Origin of the sequence: Tistrella sp., assembly GCF_002684955.1 — a bacterium.
Lineage (GTDB): Bacteria > Pseudomonadota > Alphaproteobacteria > Tistrellales > Tistrellaceae > Tistrella > Tistrella mobilis.
The window spans coordinates 20881-36451 of sequence record NZ_NYWI01000076.1 but is presented as its reverse complement, the minus strand read 5'-3'; the positions used below and the strand labels follow the sequence as shown (position 1 = coordinate 36451).

Annotated in this window: 13 protein-coding genes; 10 read left to right on the top strand and 3 right to left on the bottom strand. The window is 68.5% G+C overall.

What is annotated here, in order from left to right:
• Nucleotides 1–33 precede the first annotated feature (33 nt).
• Nucleotides 34–1026 carry a flagellar basal body P-ring formation chaperone FlgA gene (gene flgA, locus CMO28_RS25495; RefSeq protein WP_062762564.1) on the top strand — a complete coding sequence of 331 codons (993 nt, stop codon included), beginning with the start codon at nucleotides 34–36 and terminating at the stop codon, nucleotides 1024–1026.
• A 64-nt stretch (nucleotides 1027–1090) separates the two neighbouring features.
• Nucleotides 1091–1885, top strand: a complete 795-nt coding sequence (gene flgH / locus CMO28_RS25490) for a flagellar basal body L-ring protein FlgH (protein ID WP_062762566.1) — start codon at nucleotides 1091–1093, stop codon at nucleotides 1883–1885.
• A 13-nt stretch (nucleotides 1886–1898) separates the two neighbouring features.
• Here flgH and CMO28_RS25485 read toward each other — a convergent pair whose 3' ends face one another.
• The 3 genes from CMO28_RS25485 to CMO28_RS25475 form a co-directional block, all read right to left on the bottom strand.
• Complete coding sequence (locus CMO28_RS25485) at nucleotides 1899–4598, bottom strand: sensor histidine kinase (RefSeq protein ID WP_296718995.1); 2700 nt, start codon at nucleotides 4596–4598, stop codon at nucleotides 1899–1901.
• A 342-nt stretch (nucleotides 4599–4940) separates the two neighbouring features.
• Nucleotides 4941–5357, bottom strand: a complete 417-nt coding sequence (dksA, locus tag CMO28_RS25480; protein WP_014744611.1) for an RNA polymerase-binding protein DksA — start codon at nucleotides 5355–5357, stop codon at nucleotides 4941–4943.
• Between the two features lie 121 nt (nucleotides 5358–5478).
• Nucleotides 5479–5907, bottom strand: coding sequence for a flagellar assembly protein FliX (locus CMO28_RS25475; RefSeq protein WP_014744610.1), 429 nt, complete (start codon nucleotides 5905–5907; stop codon nucleotides 5479–5481).
• Between the two features lie 339 nt (nucleotides 5908–6246).
• On the opposite strand from CMO28_RS25475, the gene CMO28_RS25470 reads away from it, so the two are divergent.
• The 8 genes from CMO28_RS25470 to bcsA all read left to right on the top strand — a co-directional run bounded on the left by CMO28_RS25470 (nucleotide 6247) and on the right by bcsA (nucleotide 15554).
• Nucleotides 6247–7410, top strand: coding sequence for a flagellar basal body P-ring protein FlgI (locus CMO28_RS25470; protein ID WP_296718989.1), 1164 nt, complete (start codon nucleotides 6247–6249; stop codon nucleotides 7408–7410).
• A gap of 11 nt (nucleotides 7411–7421) precedes the next feature.
• Nucleotides 7422–7805 (top strand): rod-binding protein, encoded by a 384-nt coding sequence (locus tag CMO28_RS25465; RefSeq protein ID WP_296718986.1) that lies wholly within the window; start codon nucleotides 7422–7424, stop codon nucleotides 7803–7805.
• A 31-nt stretch (nucleotides 7806–7836) separates the two neighbouring features.
• Complete coding sequence (locus CMO28_RS25460) at nucleotides 7837–8358, top strand: hypothetical protein (RefSeq protein WP_296718984.1); 522 nt, start codon at nucleotides 7837–7839, stop codon at nucleotides 8356–8358.
• Between the two features lie 31 nt (nucleotides 8359–8389).
• Complete coding sequence (flgK, locus tag CMO28_RS25455; protein ID WP_296718980.1) at nucleotides 8390–10201, top strand: flagellar hook-associated protein FlgK; 1812 nt, start codon at nucleotides 8390–8392, stop codon at nucleotides 10199–10201.
• 78 nt (nucleotides 10202–10279) lie between these two features.
• Complete coding sequence (locus CMO28_RS25450) at nucleotides 10280–11182, top strand: flagellin (protein WP_296718977.1); 903 nt, start codon at nucleotides 10280–10282, stop codon at nucleotides 11180–11182.
• Between the two features lie 139 nt (nucleotides 11183–11321).
• Nucleotides 11322–11798 carry a flagellar assembly protein FliW gene (gene fliW / locus CMO28_RS25445; protein ID WP_296718974.1) on the top strand — a complete coding sequence of 159 codons (477 nt, stop codon included), beginning with the start codon at nucleotides 11322–11324 and terminating at the stop codon, nucleotides 11796–11798.
• A gap of 25 nt (nucleotides 11799–11823) precedes the next feature.
• On the top strand, nucleotides 11824–12999 hold the full coding sequence (gene fliB, locus CMO28_RS25440; RefSeq protein WP_296718964.1) for a flagellin lysine-N-methylase: 1176 nt from the start codon (nucleotides 11824–11826) through the stop codon (nucleotides 12997–12999).
• 218 nt (nucleotides 13000–13217) lie between these two features.
• A complete protein-coding gene (gene bcsA, locus CMO28_RS25435) occupies nucleotides 13218–15554 on the top strand; it encodes a UDP-forming cellulose synthase catalytic subunit (protein ID WP_296718962.1) in 2337 nt (778 codons plus the stop codon).
• Nucleotides 15555–15571 lie beyond the last annotated feature (17 nt).

Below are 15571 nucleotides of genomic sequence, written 5' to 3'. Positions count from 1 at the left end.
CCCGTCCTCTTCCGTTATCGGAGCCCGGCCGCCATGACCCGCCCCACCGCCCGCCTCACCCGTCATCTCCGCGCCGCCGGCCTTGGCCTGCTGCTTGCCGGCGTTGCCGTGGTCCCGGCCATGGCCGGGGTCGTTCTGCGTGCCGCATCGGATGTCGGCAGCGCCCAGGTCCGCCTGTCCGATCTGTTCGACGGTCTGGCGCCCGAGACCGGCAGCCTGATCGCCTTTCCGGCCCCCGCCCCCGGCGAGAGCATGACCATCAATGCCCGCCAGCTGGACGGCATGGCCCGCCGGGCAGAAATTGCTTGGCAGCCGTCGACCGGCACGGAAGAAGTGACCATCACCCGCCGGGGCCAGCGCATCCCGCGGGAGCAGATCGACGCGCTGATCACCGATGCGCTCGACCGGGCGCCCGGTGCCGGCATGGCCGACGAATACCGGCTGGACTATACCGGCCGCGCCCCCGAGGTCATCGTGGCCGAAGGGCTGGAGGTGATGCCGCGCCTGGCGGATTTCATCTACGACCCGCGCAGCGAGCGCTTCTCGGCCCGGATCGAGGTCGATCAGGGCGAGGGGCTGGCACCGCTGGTGGTGGTGGCGGCCGGGCGCGCGACCGCGGTGGTCTCGGTTCCGGTGCTGCGGGAACGGCTGGCGCGCGGCGCCATCATCGGCCCGGGCGATATCGACCTGATCGAGGTGGAACGCCGCCGGCTGACCAACCAGCAGGTCACCGACCCCAACCAGCTGATCGGCCAGGCCCTGCGCCGCCCGGGCTATCCCGGCCGGCCGCTGATGGCCCGCGACGTCGGCACCCCGCAGCTGATCCGCAAGGGCGAGATGGTCACCATGATCTTCCGCCGCGGCGGTCTGGTGCTCACCGCTCAGGGCCAGGCGCTGGACGATGGCGGCGAAGGCGAGACCGTCCGGGTGCTGAACCCGCGCAGCCGCAACACCGTCTACGGCCGGGTCGCCCCCGACGGCACGCTGGAAGTTGGTGACGCCGGCCCCAGCCTGGCACGCAACTGACCACTGCCGCATCTGCCCGAGCTTTTTCCTTTCCCAAGGCTTCCCGAGATCCGAGGACCGCATCATGACGACGGCCCGCACCCCCCGCACCTCTGCCCCTGCCCGGACCGGTCGCCGCTTCGGTGGCGCCCATGTCGCCGTCCTCGGCCTGGCCCTCGCCCTCGGCGCCTGCAATGCCGGTGAGCGCATTGCAAACATCGGCAAGGCGCCCGACCTGTCGCCGATCAACAACCCGACCCAGACGGAAGGCTACAAGCCGGTCTCGATGCCGATGCCGCCGGTGCGCACCGACAGCCGCGCGCCCAACTCGCTGTGGAAGGCCGGCGCCCGCGCCTTCTTCGACGATCAGCGCGCCAAGCAGGTCGGCGACATCCTGACCGTGAAGGTCACGATCAACGATCGCGCCCAGATCAACAACCGCACCAACCGGTCGCGCACCAACAGCGAGAAGATCGGCCTCGACGGCTTCTTCGGTGTCGAAAACCAGCTGGGCAAGGTGCTGGCCGAGCCGATCGATCCGGGCAGCCTGGTCGATCTGGGTTCGTCGACCAGCAATGTCGGCCAGGGCGGCGTGCAGCGAACCGAGGCGGTCGCCATCTCGATCGCCGCGGTGGTGACCCAGATCCTGCCCAACGGCAATCTGGTCATCAACGGCCGCCAGGAGATGCGGGTGAATTACGAGGTCCGCGAGATCCTGGTGGCGGGCGTGGTCCGGCCGGAAGACATTGCCGGCGACAACAGCATCCCGCACGACAAGATAGCCGAGGCCCGCATCGCCTATGGCGGCCGCGGCCAGATCTCGGACGTGCAGCAGCCGCGCTACGGCACCCAGGTCATGGACATCCTGCTGCCCTTCTGACCCGGGCGGCAGATCAATGCAGACGGCCGGCGGGCCCCGGGGGAAGATCTCCGGGGCTCGTCGGCTTTCTGGCCGCGACCGGCGGCTCGGGTGCGCCGTCCAGGCCCAGCGTGCGCTCTGCCGGCAGGGTCACCCGCACCGTGGTGCCGAGGCCCGGGCGGCTCAAAATCTCCAGCCGGCCGCCATGCAGTTCGGCGATCGCACGGGCAAGCGGCAGGCCGAGCCCCGTGCCGCCGCCCCGGCCGCGCCCCGCCGCCAGCTGCTCGAAAGGTTGCAGGGCGACGGCGATCTGCTCGGGGTCCATCCCGATGCCGTCATCCACGACCTCCAGCATCACACCGCCTTCCTTGCGCCGCACGACCGAGAGCGAGACGGCGCCGCCGGTGTCGCTGAACTTCACCGCATTCGACAGCAGGTTCAGCACCAGCTGGCGGAGCTTCAGCCGGTCGGCCAGCACCACCGGCGCCGGATCGGGCAGGTCGAGAGAAACCTCCACCCCGCGCGTCTCCGCCTGCGGCGTGATCAGCCGTACCGCCTCGCGGCCGATGGCGCCCAGATCGGCATGGCTTTCATCCAGCCGGGCCTTGCCCGCCTCGATCTTCGACAGATCCAGAATGCTCTCGATCACCCCCAGAAGATGCCGGCCGGCCGACAGCACATCGGCCAGATAGCCGCGATGCCGGTCCGACGGCGCGCCGCCCAGCCCGCCGAGCATGGCTTCGGTAAAGCCGATGATCGCATTCAGCGGCGTGCGCAGTTCGTGGCTCATATTGGCCAGGAAGATCGACTTGGCCTCGTTCGCGGCCTCGGCCTGTTCCTTGGCGCGGCGCAGGGTCTGGGCGGCGACCCGGTCGGCGGTTGCGTCCAGCAGGGCGGCCAGCAGCACCCGCCGGCCGCCATCCACCTCCATGGCGCCTTCCACCCGCAGCCAGCGCGGCTCCTCCCCCGGACGGCGGATGCGCAGGTCCATGCGCAGCGGTGCGCCGCTTTCCACCGTATGGGCCAGCGCCCGGTCGAGCAGCGCCATGTCTTCGGCCACGACATATTCCGCCAGCCGTTCGAAGGGCAGCGGGCCGGACGCGGGCGGACGATCGAACAGCCGGTAGGTTTCGGCCGACCACCACACCGTATCCGTCGCCGGATCCCATTCGACGATGCCGAGGCCGGCAACGCGCTGGGCCGAGGCGAGGCTGCGCTCGCTCAGGCTCAGCCGGCGCATCATCACGGTCTGCTCGGTCACGTCGTCGACCACGATGATGACGTGGTTGAGGCGGTCGTCGCCGCCCGCGAGCGTGTCGCGCACCAGGCTTGCCGTCACCCGCAGCCAGATCGCTTCGCCGGCGCGGATCACCCGGCAGTCGGTCGACAGCACATCCGTCTGCCCCGAAAGCAGGGCGGTCACCCCGACCGTCCAGTCCGGGCGGTCGTCGGGATGGACGAAATCATCCACCCGCCGTCCGCGCAGGGTCTGGGTCGACAGGCCGAAAATGGTGGCGAAGCGGCTGTTGCTGCGCTCGATCGTGCCGGCCGGGCTCAGATGGGCGATGCCCACGGCCGCATGATCGAAAGTGCTGCGGAAGCGGCGCTCGCTGATCGCCAGGCGCTCCACCGTCTCCACCAGCCGCCGCTCGGTGTCGTCATGGGCCATGATTTCGGCCTCCAGCTGACGCAGGGTGGCCAGATTGCCCGCCCGCGCGTCTTCCAGCATCGCAGCGCGCCGCTGGGTGCGCCGCAGCAGCCCGGCGGCCATGCCGGTCACGGCAAAGCCGGCCAGCAACACGGCCAGCGCCGGCACTTCGATCGTCCAGCGCCCGGGCATGTCGCTGCCGGCCGCGATCTTGATCCGGAACAGCCGGTCGCCCACCTCTACACCCCGAACCCGGGTCCAGGCCGAGGGATCGGATCCTTCCGGCATGCGGTCATAAATTCTCGGTGACACGGCGGCAGCCGAGGGCAGGCGCTCGATCGGCCGCAGGCTGAGCTTGCCGGCCCGGATCAGATCGTCGGTGCGCCGGCCGACATCGTCGACCAGCCGCATGGCGTCGATCAGGCCGATCACCACGTCCAGCCCGCCGACCCTGCCGCCGGTGCGGACCGGAATCGCGAACAGCAGCCCGGTGACCGGGCCGCTCGCATCCGGATGACCGAAGGGTTCCACCGCCGTCGCCCCCGAAAACAGGGCCCGTTCCACCAGCCGCGTCATGACCGACGGCTCCACGGGCGGGCCGCTCGACAGCTGCCCGGTTTCGTCCTCGGGCCCGGCCACATCCCGCGCCTGGACCAGGACCTGCCGCTCCAGCCGCGCCGCCATCAGATCCACGTCATGAGGCAGCATCTCCCCCGGGGCCGGCGGCACCTCCCGCAGGGGCGAGACGATCTGGCCGCGATACCAGGCCAGAGCGCTGATCGCCGGCGCCCGCCTGCGGGCCGAGACGACATAGCGTTCGAACTCGTCGGCCGAGACGTCGTTGGACGAGGCAAACAGGGCCGCAAGATCGTCGGCCACACCGATATGGCGGTCGATGTCCAGCGCCATGGCGGCCGCGGTGGCCGTCGCGATCTCGGAAAAAGCGTGCCGGCTGGCCTGAAGCCGGTCATGTCGGGCGATCGACCAGACAACGATCGAGAAGACGACGCCGAGCGAGGCCACGACGATCAGCCAGCGGCGCTCACGCCGACGCCGACGCTCCATCGCGATCGTCGGATCGGCCATCGACATCGTCGGATCGGATTCCCCCGTCGGCCCGGTTAAGGCCATGCACGACCGTCCATCGGCAGCCACGTCCCCCACGTGTTCCCGGCACCTGCCCTGCGGGACCATCCCCCTTCCCGCATGCAACCGTTACACGACTATGGCATCACAGCCGTCGCCCGACCACCCTCCAGCAGACATGGTTTCCCGGTCACGCTCAAGAATATCGGGTCACGTTCAGGAATATGGGCCGCGCTCAGAAAAAATAAGGGGCGCACCGATGTTCCCGGCATCGGTGCGCCCCTTACGTTCTGGCGGTTGCAGGGCCACGACATGCCCCGCTTCCGGTGCATGGCCCCGCGGTCAGTCGTCGCGATAGCTGCGCTCGCGGCGCTCGTGGCGTTCCTGGGCATCGATGCTGAGGGTCGCGATCGGCCGTGCGATCAGCCGCTTCAGGCTGATCGGCTCGCTCGTTTCCTCACAATAGCCGTAGGAACCATCCTCGATGCGCTTCAGCGCGGCATCGATCTTGGAAATCAGCTTGCGCTGACGGTCGCGTGTGCGCAGATGGATCGACCAATCGGCCTCTGCCGAGGCACGGTCGGTAATATCCGGCTCCTGCAGGCTGTCTTCCTGCAGGTTGCGCAGCGTTTCCGAAGATTCCCGGAGGATTTCCTCGCGCCATGCCAGAAGGCGACGGCGGAAGAACTCGACCTGCCGATCATTCATGAACGGCTCGTCTTCGGACGGCAAGTAGTCGGGCGGCAGCGTGACAGCCATCCTGGTCTCCCCTCAGAGAGGCCATCCACCCACGATACGGCCGCGGGCAGGTGGTCGCTCGCGTTCCGGTTGGCGGCCGGCCCGCGGGGGAACACGGCGGCCCGTCCGGTCGGGCCTGTAGTTACCCGATACGATCGAGTTTCGCAAGCTCGACGGCAGCACGAACGTCGATCTCGGCCAGAACCTCTGCCAGACGGGGATCGGAGACCTTGCCACGCTCGGCATCGACCAGGCTGCGGAGCTGGCCGAGCGCCGCCTTCGGCACCCGCCCGTCCAGCAGACCCAGGCGGATGTCGTCCAGCAGGTCTAGCATCTGGCCGCCGCGCTCGGCCGCATCACGATCGGCATCCTCGCCGCGGCCCGGCACACCCTGCAATGCCAGCAGGGCGTCCATGGCGGTCAGCGGCCCCGCCTTGGCGGGCGCCGCGGTGGAGCGGGTCTCACCTCCGTCGTCGACGCGGCTCGCGAAATCGTCGGAGCTGCCGCTGCGACCCTGGGTCCGACGGCTCTTGGATGCGGGCGCGCCGGTACCGACGCCTGTGACCTTCATTGCCTCGTCAGCCTCCACTGCCTGAAGCGGTCCCACCGGGGACCGCGGGCTGCATACGACGTTTATAACAACCGGCACCCACATCTGTATATCGGCGTGCATGTGCCGGGTGCCAAGCCCCGGCGGCAAGCGGCCATCAGGCGGCCCGCTGTTGCAGCGGGAACCCGGCAGTTTCTGCCGGGCACCATGCAGCGCTTGCCGCGACCCCTGTGGCCGCTTCTGCCCGCCCTGCCCGGGTCGCACCATAAAAACCACGACACGGCAAAGGCTTCTGTCCTGGCACGGTTCTCGCATCTGCACTGCCGAAGCGAAGCCCCCCGAACCGGAGCAGATCCGCCCATGTCCGCCTCCCGCCATCTGACCCATGACCGCCCGCGCCGCGCCTTCCGCGCGATCCGCGCCGTGTTCGCGGCGTCGCTGGTCGCCGTGGCGGCCATGACCCTGCCGACCGGGGCACTGGCCCAGTCGCGGATCAAGGACATCGCCGATATCGAAGGCGTGCGCGACAACCTGCTGGTCGGCTACGGCCTGGTCGTGGGCCTGAACGGCACGGGCGACAGCCTGAACAACGCCCCCTTCACCGAACAGAGCCTGGTGGCGATGCTGGAACGGCTGGGCGTCAACAGCCGCGGATCGCGCCTGCGCACCGACAATGTGGCGGCGGTGATGGTCACCGCCAACCTGCCGCCCTTCGCCCGCCAGGGCAGCCGGGTCGATGTGCGGGTCTCGGCGATCGGCGATGCCAGCTCGCTTCTGGGCGGCACCCTGCTGGTCACCCCGCTGCTGGGCGCCGATGGCGAGATCTACAGCGTCGCCCAGGGCCAGGTCGCCGTCGGCGGCTTCTCGGCCCAGGGCCAGGGCGCCTCGGTCACCCAGGGCGTGCCGACGGTGGGCCGGATCGCCAGTGGTGCCATCGTCGAGCGCGAGGTGACCTTCGCCTTCGACTCGCTCGACCAGGTGACGATCGCGCTCCGCAACCCCGATTTCACCACCGCCCAGCGCATCGCCTCTGCCGTGAATGCCTATATGGGCGGCGCCATCGCCAAGGCGACCGATCCCGCCAGCGTGCGGGTCCAGGTGCCGGCGCAGTGGCAGGGCGACGTCGCCGGGTTGATGACCCAGATCGAACAGCTGCGCGTCCAGCCCGACCAGGTCGCCAAGGTGGTGATCGACGAGAACAGCGGCATCATCGTGATGGGCGAGAACGTCCGGATCGACACCGTCGCCATCCCCCAGGGCAACCTGACCATCCGGATCACCGAGACCCCGCAGGTCTCGCAGCCCGGCCCCTTCTCCCAGGGCCAGACCGCGGTGGTGCCGCGCACCAACATCCAGGTCGACAAGGGCGACGACCGCAAGCTGGCGGTGCTGCCCAAGGGGGTCACGCTGCAGGAACTGGTCGACGGGCTGAACATGCTCGGCATCAGCCCGCGCGACATGATCTCGATCCTGCAGGCGATCAAGGCTGCAGGCGCCCTCCAGGCCGAAATCGAAGTGATGTGAGGACCGGTCAGATGTCGATCAGCAGCTCCGGCGCCCTTGCCACCCCGCTCATCCCCTCCGCCTTTTCGGGCACGCAGAGCCGCGATGCCGAAGGCCGCGTCGAGACCGGCCGGCTGAACCAGCTGGCCACTGGCCGCAGCATCGACATCGACAAGGCCCGCGACAAGACCGAAGCCCTGGAAGGCGTTTTCCTGTCGCGGCTGATGTCGACCATGCTGGAAGGCATCGATCTGATGCCTGGCATGGGCGACGGCGCCGGCGCCCGGGCGGCGGAAGACTTCCAGAAGTCGATGCTGGCCGAAAAGACCGGCCAGGCCATGGCCCAGGCCGGCGGTATCGGTCTTTCTGCCGAAGTCCTCGACCAGTTGATCCGCATACAGGAAGCCCAGTCCTGAGCTGTCCTGCCGTCCCTTCGGGAGTTTCGTCATGCCCGCACCCACCGACATCATCACCGCCGGCCAGGACGGCCTCGCTGCCGCCATTCGTGCCGCCGCCGGTCGCCAGAATCCCGAAGTCGCCACCCTGGTCGCCGACCTCGCCCATGTGGTCGAGGAACTGACCCGGGTGCTGGAAGAGGAAACCGCGGCGCTGGCGATCAAGGACATGGACCGGATGCGCGCGCTGCAGGGCGACAAGCAGCGCCTGGGCCGCGGCTACGAGCAGCTCTATGCCCTGCTCGGCCGGCAGGATCAGGCGGCGGTGCGGCAGACCCCGGATTTCGCGCGCCTGGGCGAAATCGCCCCGCGCTTCGCCGAGGCGGTGAAGGAAAACCTGCGTCGGATCGGGGCGGCCCGCTCGCTCAACGAACGGATCCTGGGCGCGGTGCGCAGCGCCATCGTCCGGGCCCAGGCCCCCACCACCGTCTATGGCGCCAATGGCCGCACCTGCACCGCAGGCCGCGCCGGCACCATCCGGGCGGGTGCGATCAGCGTGAACACCAGCATCTGATCCAGACCCCGAGCCGCCGGAGCCCTTCGCCATGTCGCTCTCCCTCGACGCCGCCTTCCGCAACGCGACCACCGGCCTGAACGCGGCCCAGGCGGGGCTGTCGGTGACGTCGCAGAACGTCGCCAACGCCAACACGCCGGGCTATACCCGCAAGACGGTCGTCCAGGAATCGGCGACCATCGGCGGCTACGGCATGGGCGTGCGGGTGACCGGCGTCGAGCGCGAGGTCGACAACTATCTGCGGGCCGAGCTGCGCCGCGCCTCTTCCGACGAGGCGCGCGACAGCACCCGTGCTTCGATCCTGGATCAGGTGCAGAGCATGTTCGGCAAGGTCGGCGGCAGCAACTCGATCGCGGCCGATCTGGATGCCTTCCTCACCCAGCTCGAATCGGTCGCCAACGCCACCGAGTCGGGCAGCGAGCGCTACAATCTGGTCTCGTCCGCCAAGGCCCTGACCGACCGGCTGAACACCAATGCCGCCCAGGTCGGCCAGGTGCGTGCCGACACCGATGCGAAGATCGGCGACTCGGTCGAGACCGCAAATGCGGCGCTGCGCCAGATCTATGATCTGAACGCCCGCATCCAGCGCGCCAATGCGCTGGGCGAATCGGCATCCGAGCTGGAAGACAAGCGCGACATCGCGATCGCCAGCCTGTCCGCCGAGATCGACGTCGAAATCGTCAGCGGCAGCAACGGCCGGATCGCGATCTATACCGGCGCCGGCCAGACCCTGCTGGACGAAAGCCTGCGCCAGCTGACCTATACGCCGGTGATGGAGCCGGGCGCCGACGCCGTCTATGGCCCGATCAAGGCGGTGGCGGTCGATCCCGACACGCTGGAAGAGCTGAACGACGGCGATGTGCTGGTGACCGGCGGCACCAGCGATCAGGTCACCTCCACCATCAAGGGCGGCAACCTCGCCGGCCTGCTGCAGGTGCGCGACAAGGATCTGGCGGCGCTCAGCGGCCAGCTCGACACCCTGGCCGACAATCTGGTCGAGCGGATGAACGCCATCCACAACCAGGGCACCGGCTGGCTGGCACCCTCGTCGCTGACCGGCTCGACCGATGTCGCGGCGACCACGCCGCTCTCGGCCACCGGCAATTTCCGCATCGCCGCGGTTGCAGCCGACGGCACGCTGGTGGCCCCCCCGCTCGACATCGATCTCTCCACCGTCACCAGCATCGGCGACCTGCGCGACACCATCAATGCCAGCGCGCTCGGCCCCTATGTCTCGGCCTCGATCGTGGACGGCAAGTTCACGCTGACCGCCACCGGGACCGCCTCGGGCATCGCGCTGTCGGAAAGCACCAGCCAGGTGACCGACACCGACGGCACGGTGCGCGGCCTGTCGCATCATCTGGGGCTGAACAACCTGTTCGACGGCGACGATGCCGCGACGATCGAAGTGTCCAAGGCCGTGGTCGCCGATCCGGGCCGGGTCGCGACCGGGCTGCTGAAAGACACCGCCCTGCTTGCGGGCGACGTCGCCGTCACCTCGGGCGACAACCGCAACGCCCAGGCGCTGGCGGTCGGTGTCAACACCGCCCAGGCGATGCCCGGGGTGGGCTCGCTCGCCCGCGGCAACTACACGCTGACCGGCTATGCCTCGGGCATCATCTCCAACATCGCGAGCGTGTCGGCCGAAGCCTCTACCCGCGCCAGCGACTCGGCCATCCTGAAGGAAGATCTCTCCTATCGCGATGCCTCGGTCACGGGGGTCAACATCGACGAGGAGATGAGCAACCTGATCGTGTTCCAGAACGCCTACACCGCATCGGCCCGCGTGCTCACCACCGCGAAGCAGATGTTCGACGAGCTGCTCAACATCGTCGGCAACTGACCCGGCCGGCCCCTTCATTCAGCATGACGCCCGGCCCCCGCCGGTTCCGCCAGATCCTCTCGATGCAGGTTTCCGATCATGATCCGCGTCACCAACTACGCCCAGATGAACCGCAGCCTGAACAACGTGATGGAGGTTCAGGCGCGGACCTATGCGACCAACACGCAGATCTCCAGCGGCAAGGTCGCCCAGAACTATGCGGGCATCGCGGGGGATTCGGAAAAGACGCTGAACCTGCGCTCCGAGGCGACGCGGATCGACAACTATCTGTCGAATGCCAAGGATGTGGATCGCCGGCTGACCCTGATCGACCAGAGTCTCTCGGCCATCGGTGATGCGGCAAGCAGCCTGCGCACCCTGCTGATGCAGGCGACCACCTCGGGGCTGTCGGATGCGGTGCCACTGGAACAGGAAGCCCAGGGTCTGCTGGACACGGTGACCGGTGCGCTGAACGTGTCGGAGGACGGCCGCTATCTGTTCGGCGGCTCGCGCACCGATACCAAGCCGGTGACCGTCCCGGTGCCCGATCCGGCGATCTGGGGCGACCCGGATGCCAGCTATTACGCGGGCGATGAGGTCGAACTCAGCGCCCGGCTCGACGACCAGATCACCATGGATTACGGCATCAATGCCGACCGGCCAGGCTTTCAGCAGCTGATCGGCTCGCTGAAGGCGGCGATCGAGGCCGGCCAGATCGGATCGACCGCCATGGCGGAAACCGCCTTGACCATGGTCAATGACGCCATCGCCACCCTCGCCGATTATCGCGCCGAGGTGGGCACCAATCAGGCCCGGCTCGACAGCATCATCACCGGCCACGAGGACCGGAAGGTGACGCAGGAAGAAGCCATCTCGGCGATCGAGAATACCGACATCCCCTCGGCCACGATCCGGATGTCCAACGACCAGACCATTCTGGACGCCTCTTACATGATGGTGTCGCAGATCAACCGGATGTCGCTGGCCGACTATCTGAAGTAAGCGCCCCCCGCAGGGCCTGCCCCTGCATCCACCCGATTCTCCCCCGTATCGCGGCACTTGCCCATACGGGGACTGCTCAAGCGAAGGAAAGCGTGTCATGCTGACGGCTGTCGCCCATGCTATCCGGATGTCGCCCGACATGTCCGAAACCACCCCCGATGCCCCGATGACCCCCGACGCGCCGCTGGTGCTCGACACCCGCTTCGGCCGGATCGCGATCGACCCCGATCGCGCCATCGAAATTCCCCGCGGCCTGGTCGGCCTGGGCGGTCGCGGCCGCTTCGCCCTCGCCGAGGTTGCGGACGAGCGCATCGACCATCTGAAGATCCTGGTCTCGATCGACAATCCCAAGGTGTCGATGCTGGTGCTGCCGGTGCCGGTCAAGACCGATGCCATCGATGCCGAGGATCTGGACGAGGCGCTGGCCCATCTGGGCATCGCGCGCACCAATGCCGCCGTACTGCTGGTGGTCGCCAGCCACCGGGTGGAAGGCGGCGTGCTGCTGACCATCAACCGCCGGGCGCCGATCCTGGTGGATGTCGAGGCGCGCCGGGGCTGGCAGCATGTGCTGCACAATCCCAAATATCCGATCCGCCAGCCGCTGATCGCAGGCTGAGCCCAACCCGTCTCGTCCGGACCGCATGGAGCAGGACAGCCCGCGCAACCAACCCGTTCTCGATGCCTTCACCTGCATCGGCCCCGCCTGCGGCGACACCTGCTGCGCCGGCTGGTCGATGCAGGTCGACGACGAGACCTGGGCGCGCTGGCAGGACCTGTTCCCACCGGCGGAACTGGCTTCGCTCACCAGCACCGATGCCGATGCCGGCCGCAGCATGGCCCGCCGCGACGGTGCCTGTGTGGCGCTGGATCAGGGCTGGTGCCGGCTGCACGCAGCCCATGGTCATGACGTGCTCTCCAAAGCCTGTGGCGGCTTCCCGCGCCGGGTGGCGAGCTTCGCCGACGGCAGCCGGCTGCGCATCGCCCAGCTCGCCTGCCCGGAAATCGCCCGGCTGGCGCTCGACCCCACCGCCCGGGACGGTGTCGGCCCCCCTGCCCCTGCCGGCGAGGGGTTGAGGGCGGTGATGGCCCGGCTGGCGGCCGATGCGCCGGCCGATCAGCGCATGCGCGCACTCACCGCGCTCACCGGCTCGGTCGCCCGGTTTGCCGAGGCCGAAAAACCCGCCGCGGCGGCGGCGCTTGCCCGATCGATCCTCGACCGCCTGCCCCAGCCGGCGGGCGACCCGCTCGACGAACCGCGCCTGCTGCTGACCCTGGGCGCCCTGGTCCATGCCACGGGCGGCGTCTGGCGGCCGGCGCTCGACCGGCTGACCGGGCGGCTGGAGGCGGCGCTGGGTGTGACGCTCGATCGCACGACGCTTGCGCTCGATATCCGCGGGCAGGACGATCCCGATGTGTTGAGGGCCGCACGCGACGCGGCCTGGCGGCGCCATGCCGCCCCCTCGGGCCTCGCCCGGATGCTCGATGCCTGGATCGACCATCAGCTTCTGGCTTCTCCCCACGCGCCGGCGGCGGCCCCGCTGCCCACGACCACGCCGGAAACCCTGCCCGGCATCCGGCTGGCCGTCACCTTCGCCATGACGGCACTTGCCGCACGGGTGGCAGCACTCGATCTCGACACCGATGCCGCGCCGGAGGCCGGAGAGGCCCGCGCCGCCTTCGCCGCCGATGCCGCCGTCATCGCCCGCCTGTTCGAGCATCTGAGCCGTCCGGCGCTGATCGATGCGCTTGCCACCGAGTGTGGCTGGAACAGCGCAGGGCGTGTCCATGGTCTGCTGTCTTACGCAATGTTGACTTGACGGGCCCATCGCTCGATGCGTCATCATGCATCGAGGAGCGGTGGGCACGCGGGCATTCAAGAGATTCTTCGGAAAATTTTACTGGCATTTTATGTTTCCAGAGGGTCATATCGAACCATCCCTTGGTCGTCGCACCGGTCAGCCCCCACGTCGCAGCGGAACGTCGACGACGATCCGTGTCCCTGGTATCACCCCGGACCCGGTATGGAATTGACAGGATGGTCGCACAACGCTTCGGGCGCCTCGCGCTCGGTCTGATCTGGATCCTGGCGCTGGTCGCGCTGCTGGCGGCCGCGGCGCAACCGGTGAGCCTGCCGGCGCAGATCGTGCTGATGATCCTGCTGCTGGCGGCGATGGCGGTGCTGAAAGGCACCCGGGCGCACGAGGACGCCAGCGTCCGCCGCACCATGCTGGTGATGATCGGCGGCTTCATCGTGGCGCGCTATCTGTGCTGGCGCACGCTGTCCACCCTGCCGCCGCTGGACGACCCCTTCGCCTTCGTGCCCGGCCTGGTGCTCTATGCGGCCGAGGTCTACGCGATCGTCATGTTCTTCGTGAACAACTTCGTCGTGATCGACCCGGTGACGCGGATGAGCCCGCCTTTGCCCGAAAATCCGGCGGAACTGCCGACGGTCGATGTCTTCGTGCCCAGCTTCAACGAGGATGACGGGCTGATCGAGACGACCCTGATCGGCGCAAAGCGGATGTGGTATCCGGCCGACAGGCTGAACGTCTATCTGCTCGACGACGGATCGACCGATGTGAAGCGGATGTCGGCCGACCCGCAGGAGGCACTGAAGGCGCGTGAACGGCACGAGCGCCTGAAGGCGATGTGCGCCCGGCTGGGCGTGCACTATCTGACGCGGGAAACCAACGCCCATGCCAAGGCCGGCAATCTGAATGCCGCACTGCCGGAAACCCATGGCGACCTGATCGCGGTGTTCGACGCCGACCACGTGCCCACCCGCGACTTCCTGCTCGCCACCGTCGGCTTCTTCCGCAAGGATCCGAAGCTGTTCCTGGTGCAGACCCCGCATTTCTTCCTCAGCCCGGATCCGCTGGAGCGCAACCTCAAGACCTTCGAGCGCATGCCCAGCGAGAACGAGATGTTCTACGGCATGATCCAGCGCGGCCTGGACCGCTGGAACGGCGCCTTCTTCTGCGGATCGGCGGCCCTGCTGCGCCGTGCCTGCCTGGAAGAAGTGGGCGGGTTCAGCGGCCTGTCGATCACCGAGGATGCGGAAACCGCGCTCGACCTGCATGCCCGCGGCTATAACAGCGTCTATTACGGCAAGCCGCTGATCGCCGGCCTGCAGCCGGAAAGCTATGCCGCCTTCATCGGCCAGCGCTCGCGCTGGGCCCAGGGCATGACCCAGATCTTCATGATGAAGAACCCGCTGATCAAGCGCGGCCTGCGGCTGCCCCAGCGGCTGTGCTATCTCGCGAGCAGCATGTTCTGGCTGTTCCCGTTCTCGCGGCTGATGTTCCTGGTCGCGCCGCTGTTCTATCTGTTCTTCGGGCTGGAAATCTATCGGGCGACGGCGGCGGAGTTTGCCGGCTATACGCTGACCTATCTCGTCGCCTCGCTGATGATCCAGAACGCACTCAACGGCCGGTTCCGCTGGCCGCTGATTTCGGAACTCTACGAACTCAGCCAGTCGCTGCATACCTCGGTCGCGATCGTCAAGACGATGATCGACCCACGCAAGCCGACCTTCCAGGTTACCGCCAAGGGTGCGACCCTGGCCCATGACCACGTTTCGCCGCTGGCGAAGCCGCTGGTGGTGGTGGTCGGCCTGCTGGTTCTGGGAACGGTTGCCGCGCTCTGGCGCTGGTGGATGGAACCGGCCACCCGCGACGTGCTGCTGGTGGTGACCTTCTGGAACACCTTCAACCTGCTGCTCGCCTCGGCGGCATTGGGGGTGGTCTGCGAGCACGCCCAGCATCGCGCGGCCCCACGGGTCACGGTGAAGCGCCCGGCCCGGATCCTGATCGACGGCACGCTCTATGAAGGCGCGCTGCTGGACCTGTCGCAGGGCGGTGCCCGGCTCGCCATTCCGGCGCGCCAGGCGCCCAAGGGTCGCCTGACCGGCCGCTTTGCCGAGCTTCTGGTCGACGAGCTGACGGCACCCGCCCATATGGCCACCGGCGAGGCCCGCCCGGTGCCGGTCGAAATGCGCTATGGCCGGCCCGACGATGCCGGCAACATCCAGATCGGCCTGCGCTTCATGCCGGAAACCGACGCCGCCAAAGAAGCCATCGTGGATCTGGTCTACGGCTCCAGCGCGCTTTGGGCCGAACTGCTCTCGCGCCGTCACAGGCGGCCGGGCGTGGTGCGCGGCGTTGCCCATTTCATCCGTCTGAGCGCCGCCTACGGCTTCCGGTCTCTCGGCTTCGTGCTGGGCGGATCGCGCTTCCGCACCAACCCGGCGCCGCCCCCGCCGCCGCGGCTGCAGATCGAGCCGGCCGGCGCCGAAGACGGCGTGCCGCCGGACGGAAATTTCACGCCGCCCGCCGGCTGGAGCGGCAGCGCACCCGCCCCGCGCACCAGCTGAGCCGGAGGACGACGCAG

Excerpts from the sequence above, each read along its gene's own strand:
- flgA (WP_062762564.1), top strand. The coding sequence starts at position 34 with ATGACCCGCCCCACCGCCCGCCTCACCCGTCATCTCCGCGCCGCCGGC.
- flgH (WP_062762566.1), top strand. The coding sequence starts at position 1,091 with ATGACGACGGCCCGCACCCCCCGCACCTCTGCCCCTGCCCGGACCGGT.
- CMO28_RS25485 (WP_296718995.1), bottom strand. The coding sequence starts at position 4,598 with ATGGCCGATCCGACGATCGCGATGGAGCGTCGGCGTCGGCGTGAGCGC.
- dksA (WP_014744611.1), bottom strand. The coding sequence starts at position 5,357 with ATGGCTGTCACGCTGCCGCCCGACTACTTGCCGTCCGAAGACGAGCCG.
- CMO28_RS25475 (WP_014744610.1), bottom strand. The coding sequence starts at position 5,907 with ATGAAGGTCACAGGCGTCGGTACCGGCGCGCCCGCATCCAAGAGCCGT.
- CMO28_RS25470 (WP_296718989.1), top strand. The coding sequence starts at position 6,247 with ATGTCCGCCTCCCGCCATCTGACCCATGACCGCCCGCGCCGCGCCTTC.
- CMO28_RS25465 (WP_296718986.1), top strand. The coding sequence starts at position 7,422 with ATGTCGATCAGCAGCTCCGGCGCCCTTGCCACCCCGCTCATCCCCTCC.
- CMO28_RS25460 (WP_296718984.1), top strand. The coding sequence starts at position 7,837 with ATGCCCGCACCCACCGACATCATCACCGCCGGCCAGGACGGCCTCGCT.
- flgK (WP_296718980.1), top strand. The coding sequence starts at position 8,390 with ATGTCGCTCTCCCTCGACGCCGCCTTCCGCAACGCGACCACCGGCCTG.
- CMO28_RS25450 (WP_296718977.1), top strand. The coding sequence starts at position 10,280 with ATGATCCGCGTCACCAACTACGCCCAGATGAACCGCAGCCTGAACAAC.
- fliW (WP_296718974.1), top strand. The coding sequence starts at position 11,322 with ATGTCCGAAACCACCCCCGATGCCCCGATGACCCCCGACGCGCCGCTG.
- fliB (WP_296718964.1), top strand. The coding sequence starts at position 11,824 with ATGGAGCAGGACAGCCCGCGCAACCAACCCGTTCTCGATGCCTTCACC.
- bcsA (WP_296718962.1), top strand. The coding sequence starts at position 13,218 with ATGGTCGCACAACGCTTCGGGCGCCTCGCGCTCGGTCTGATCTGGATC.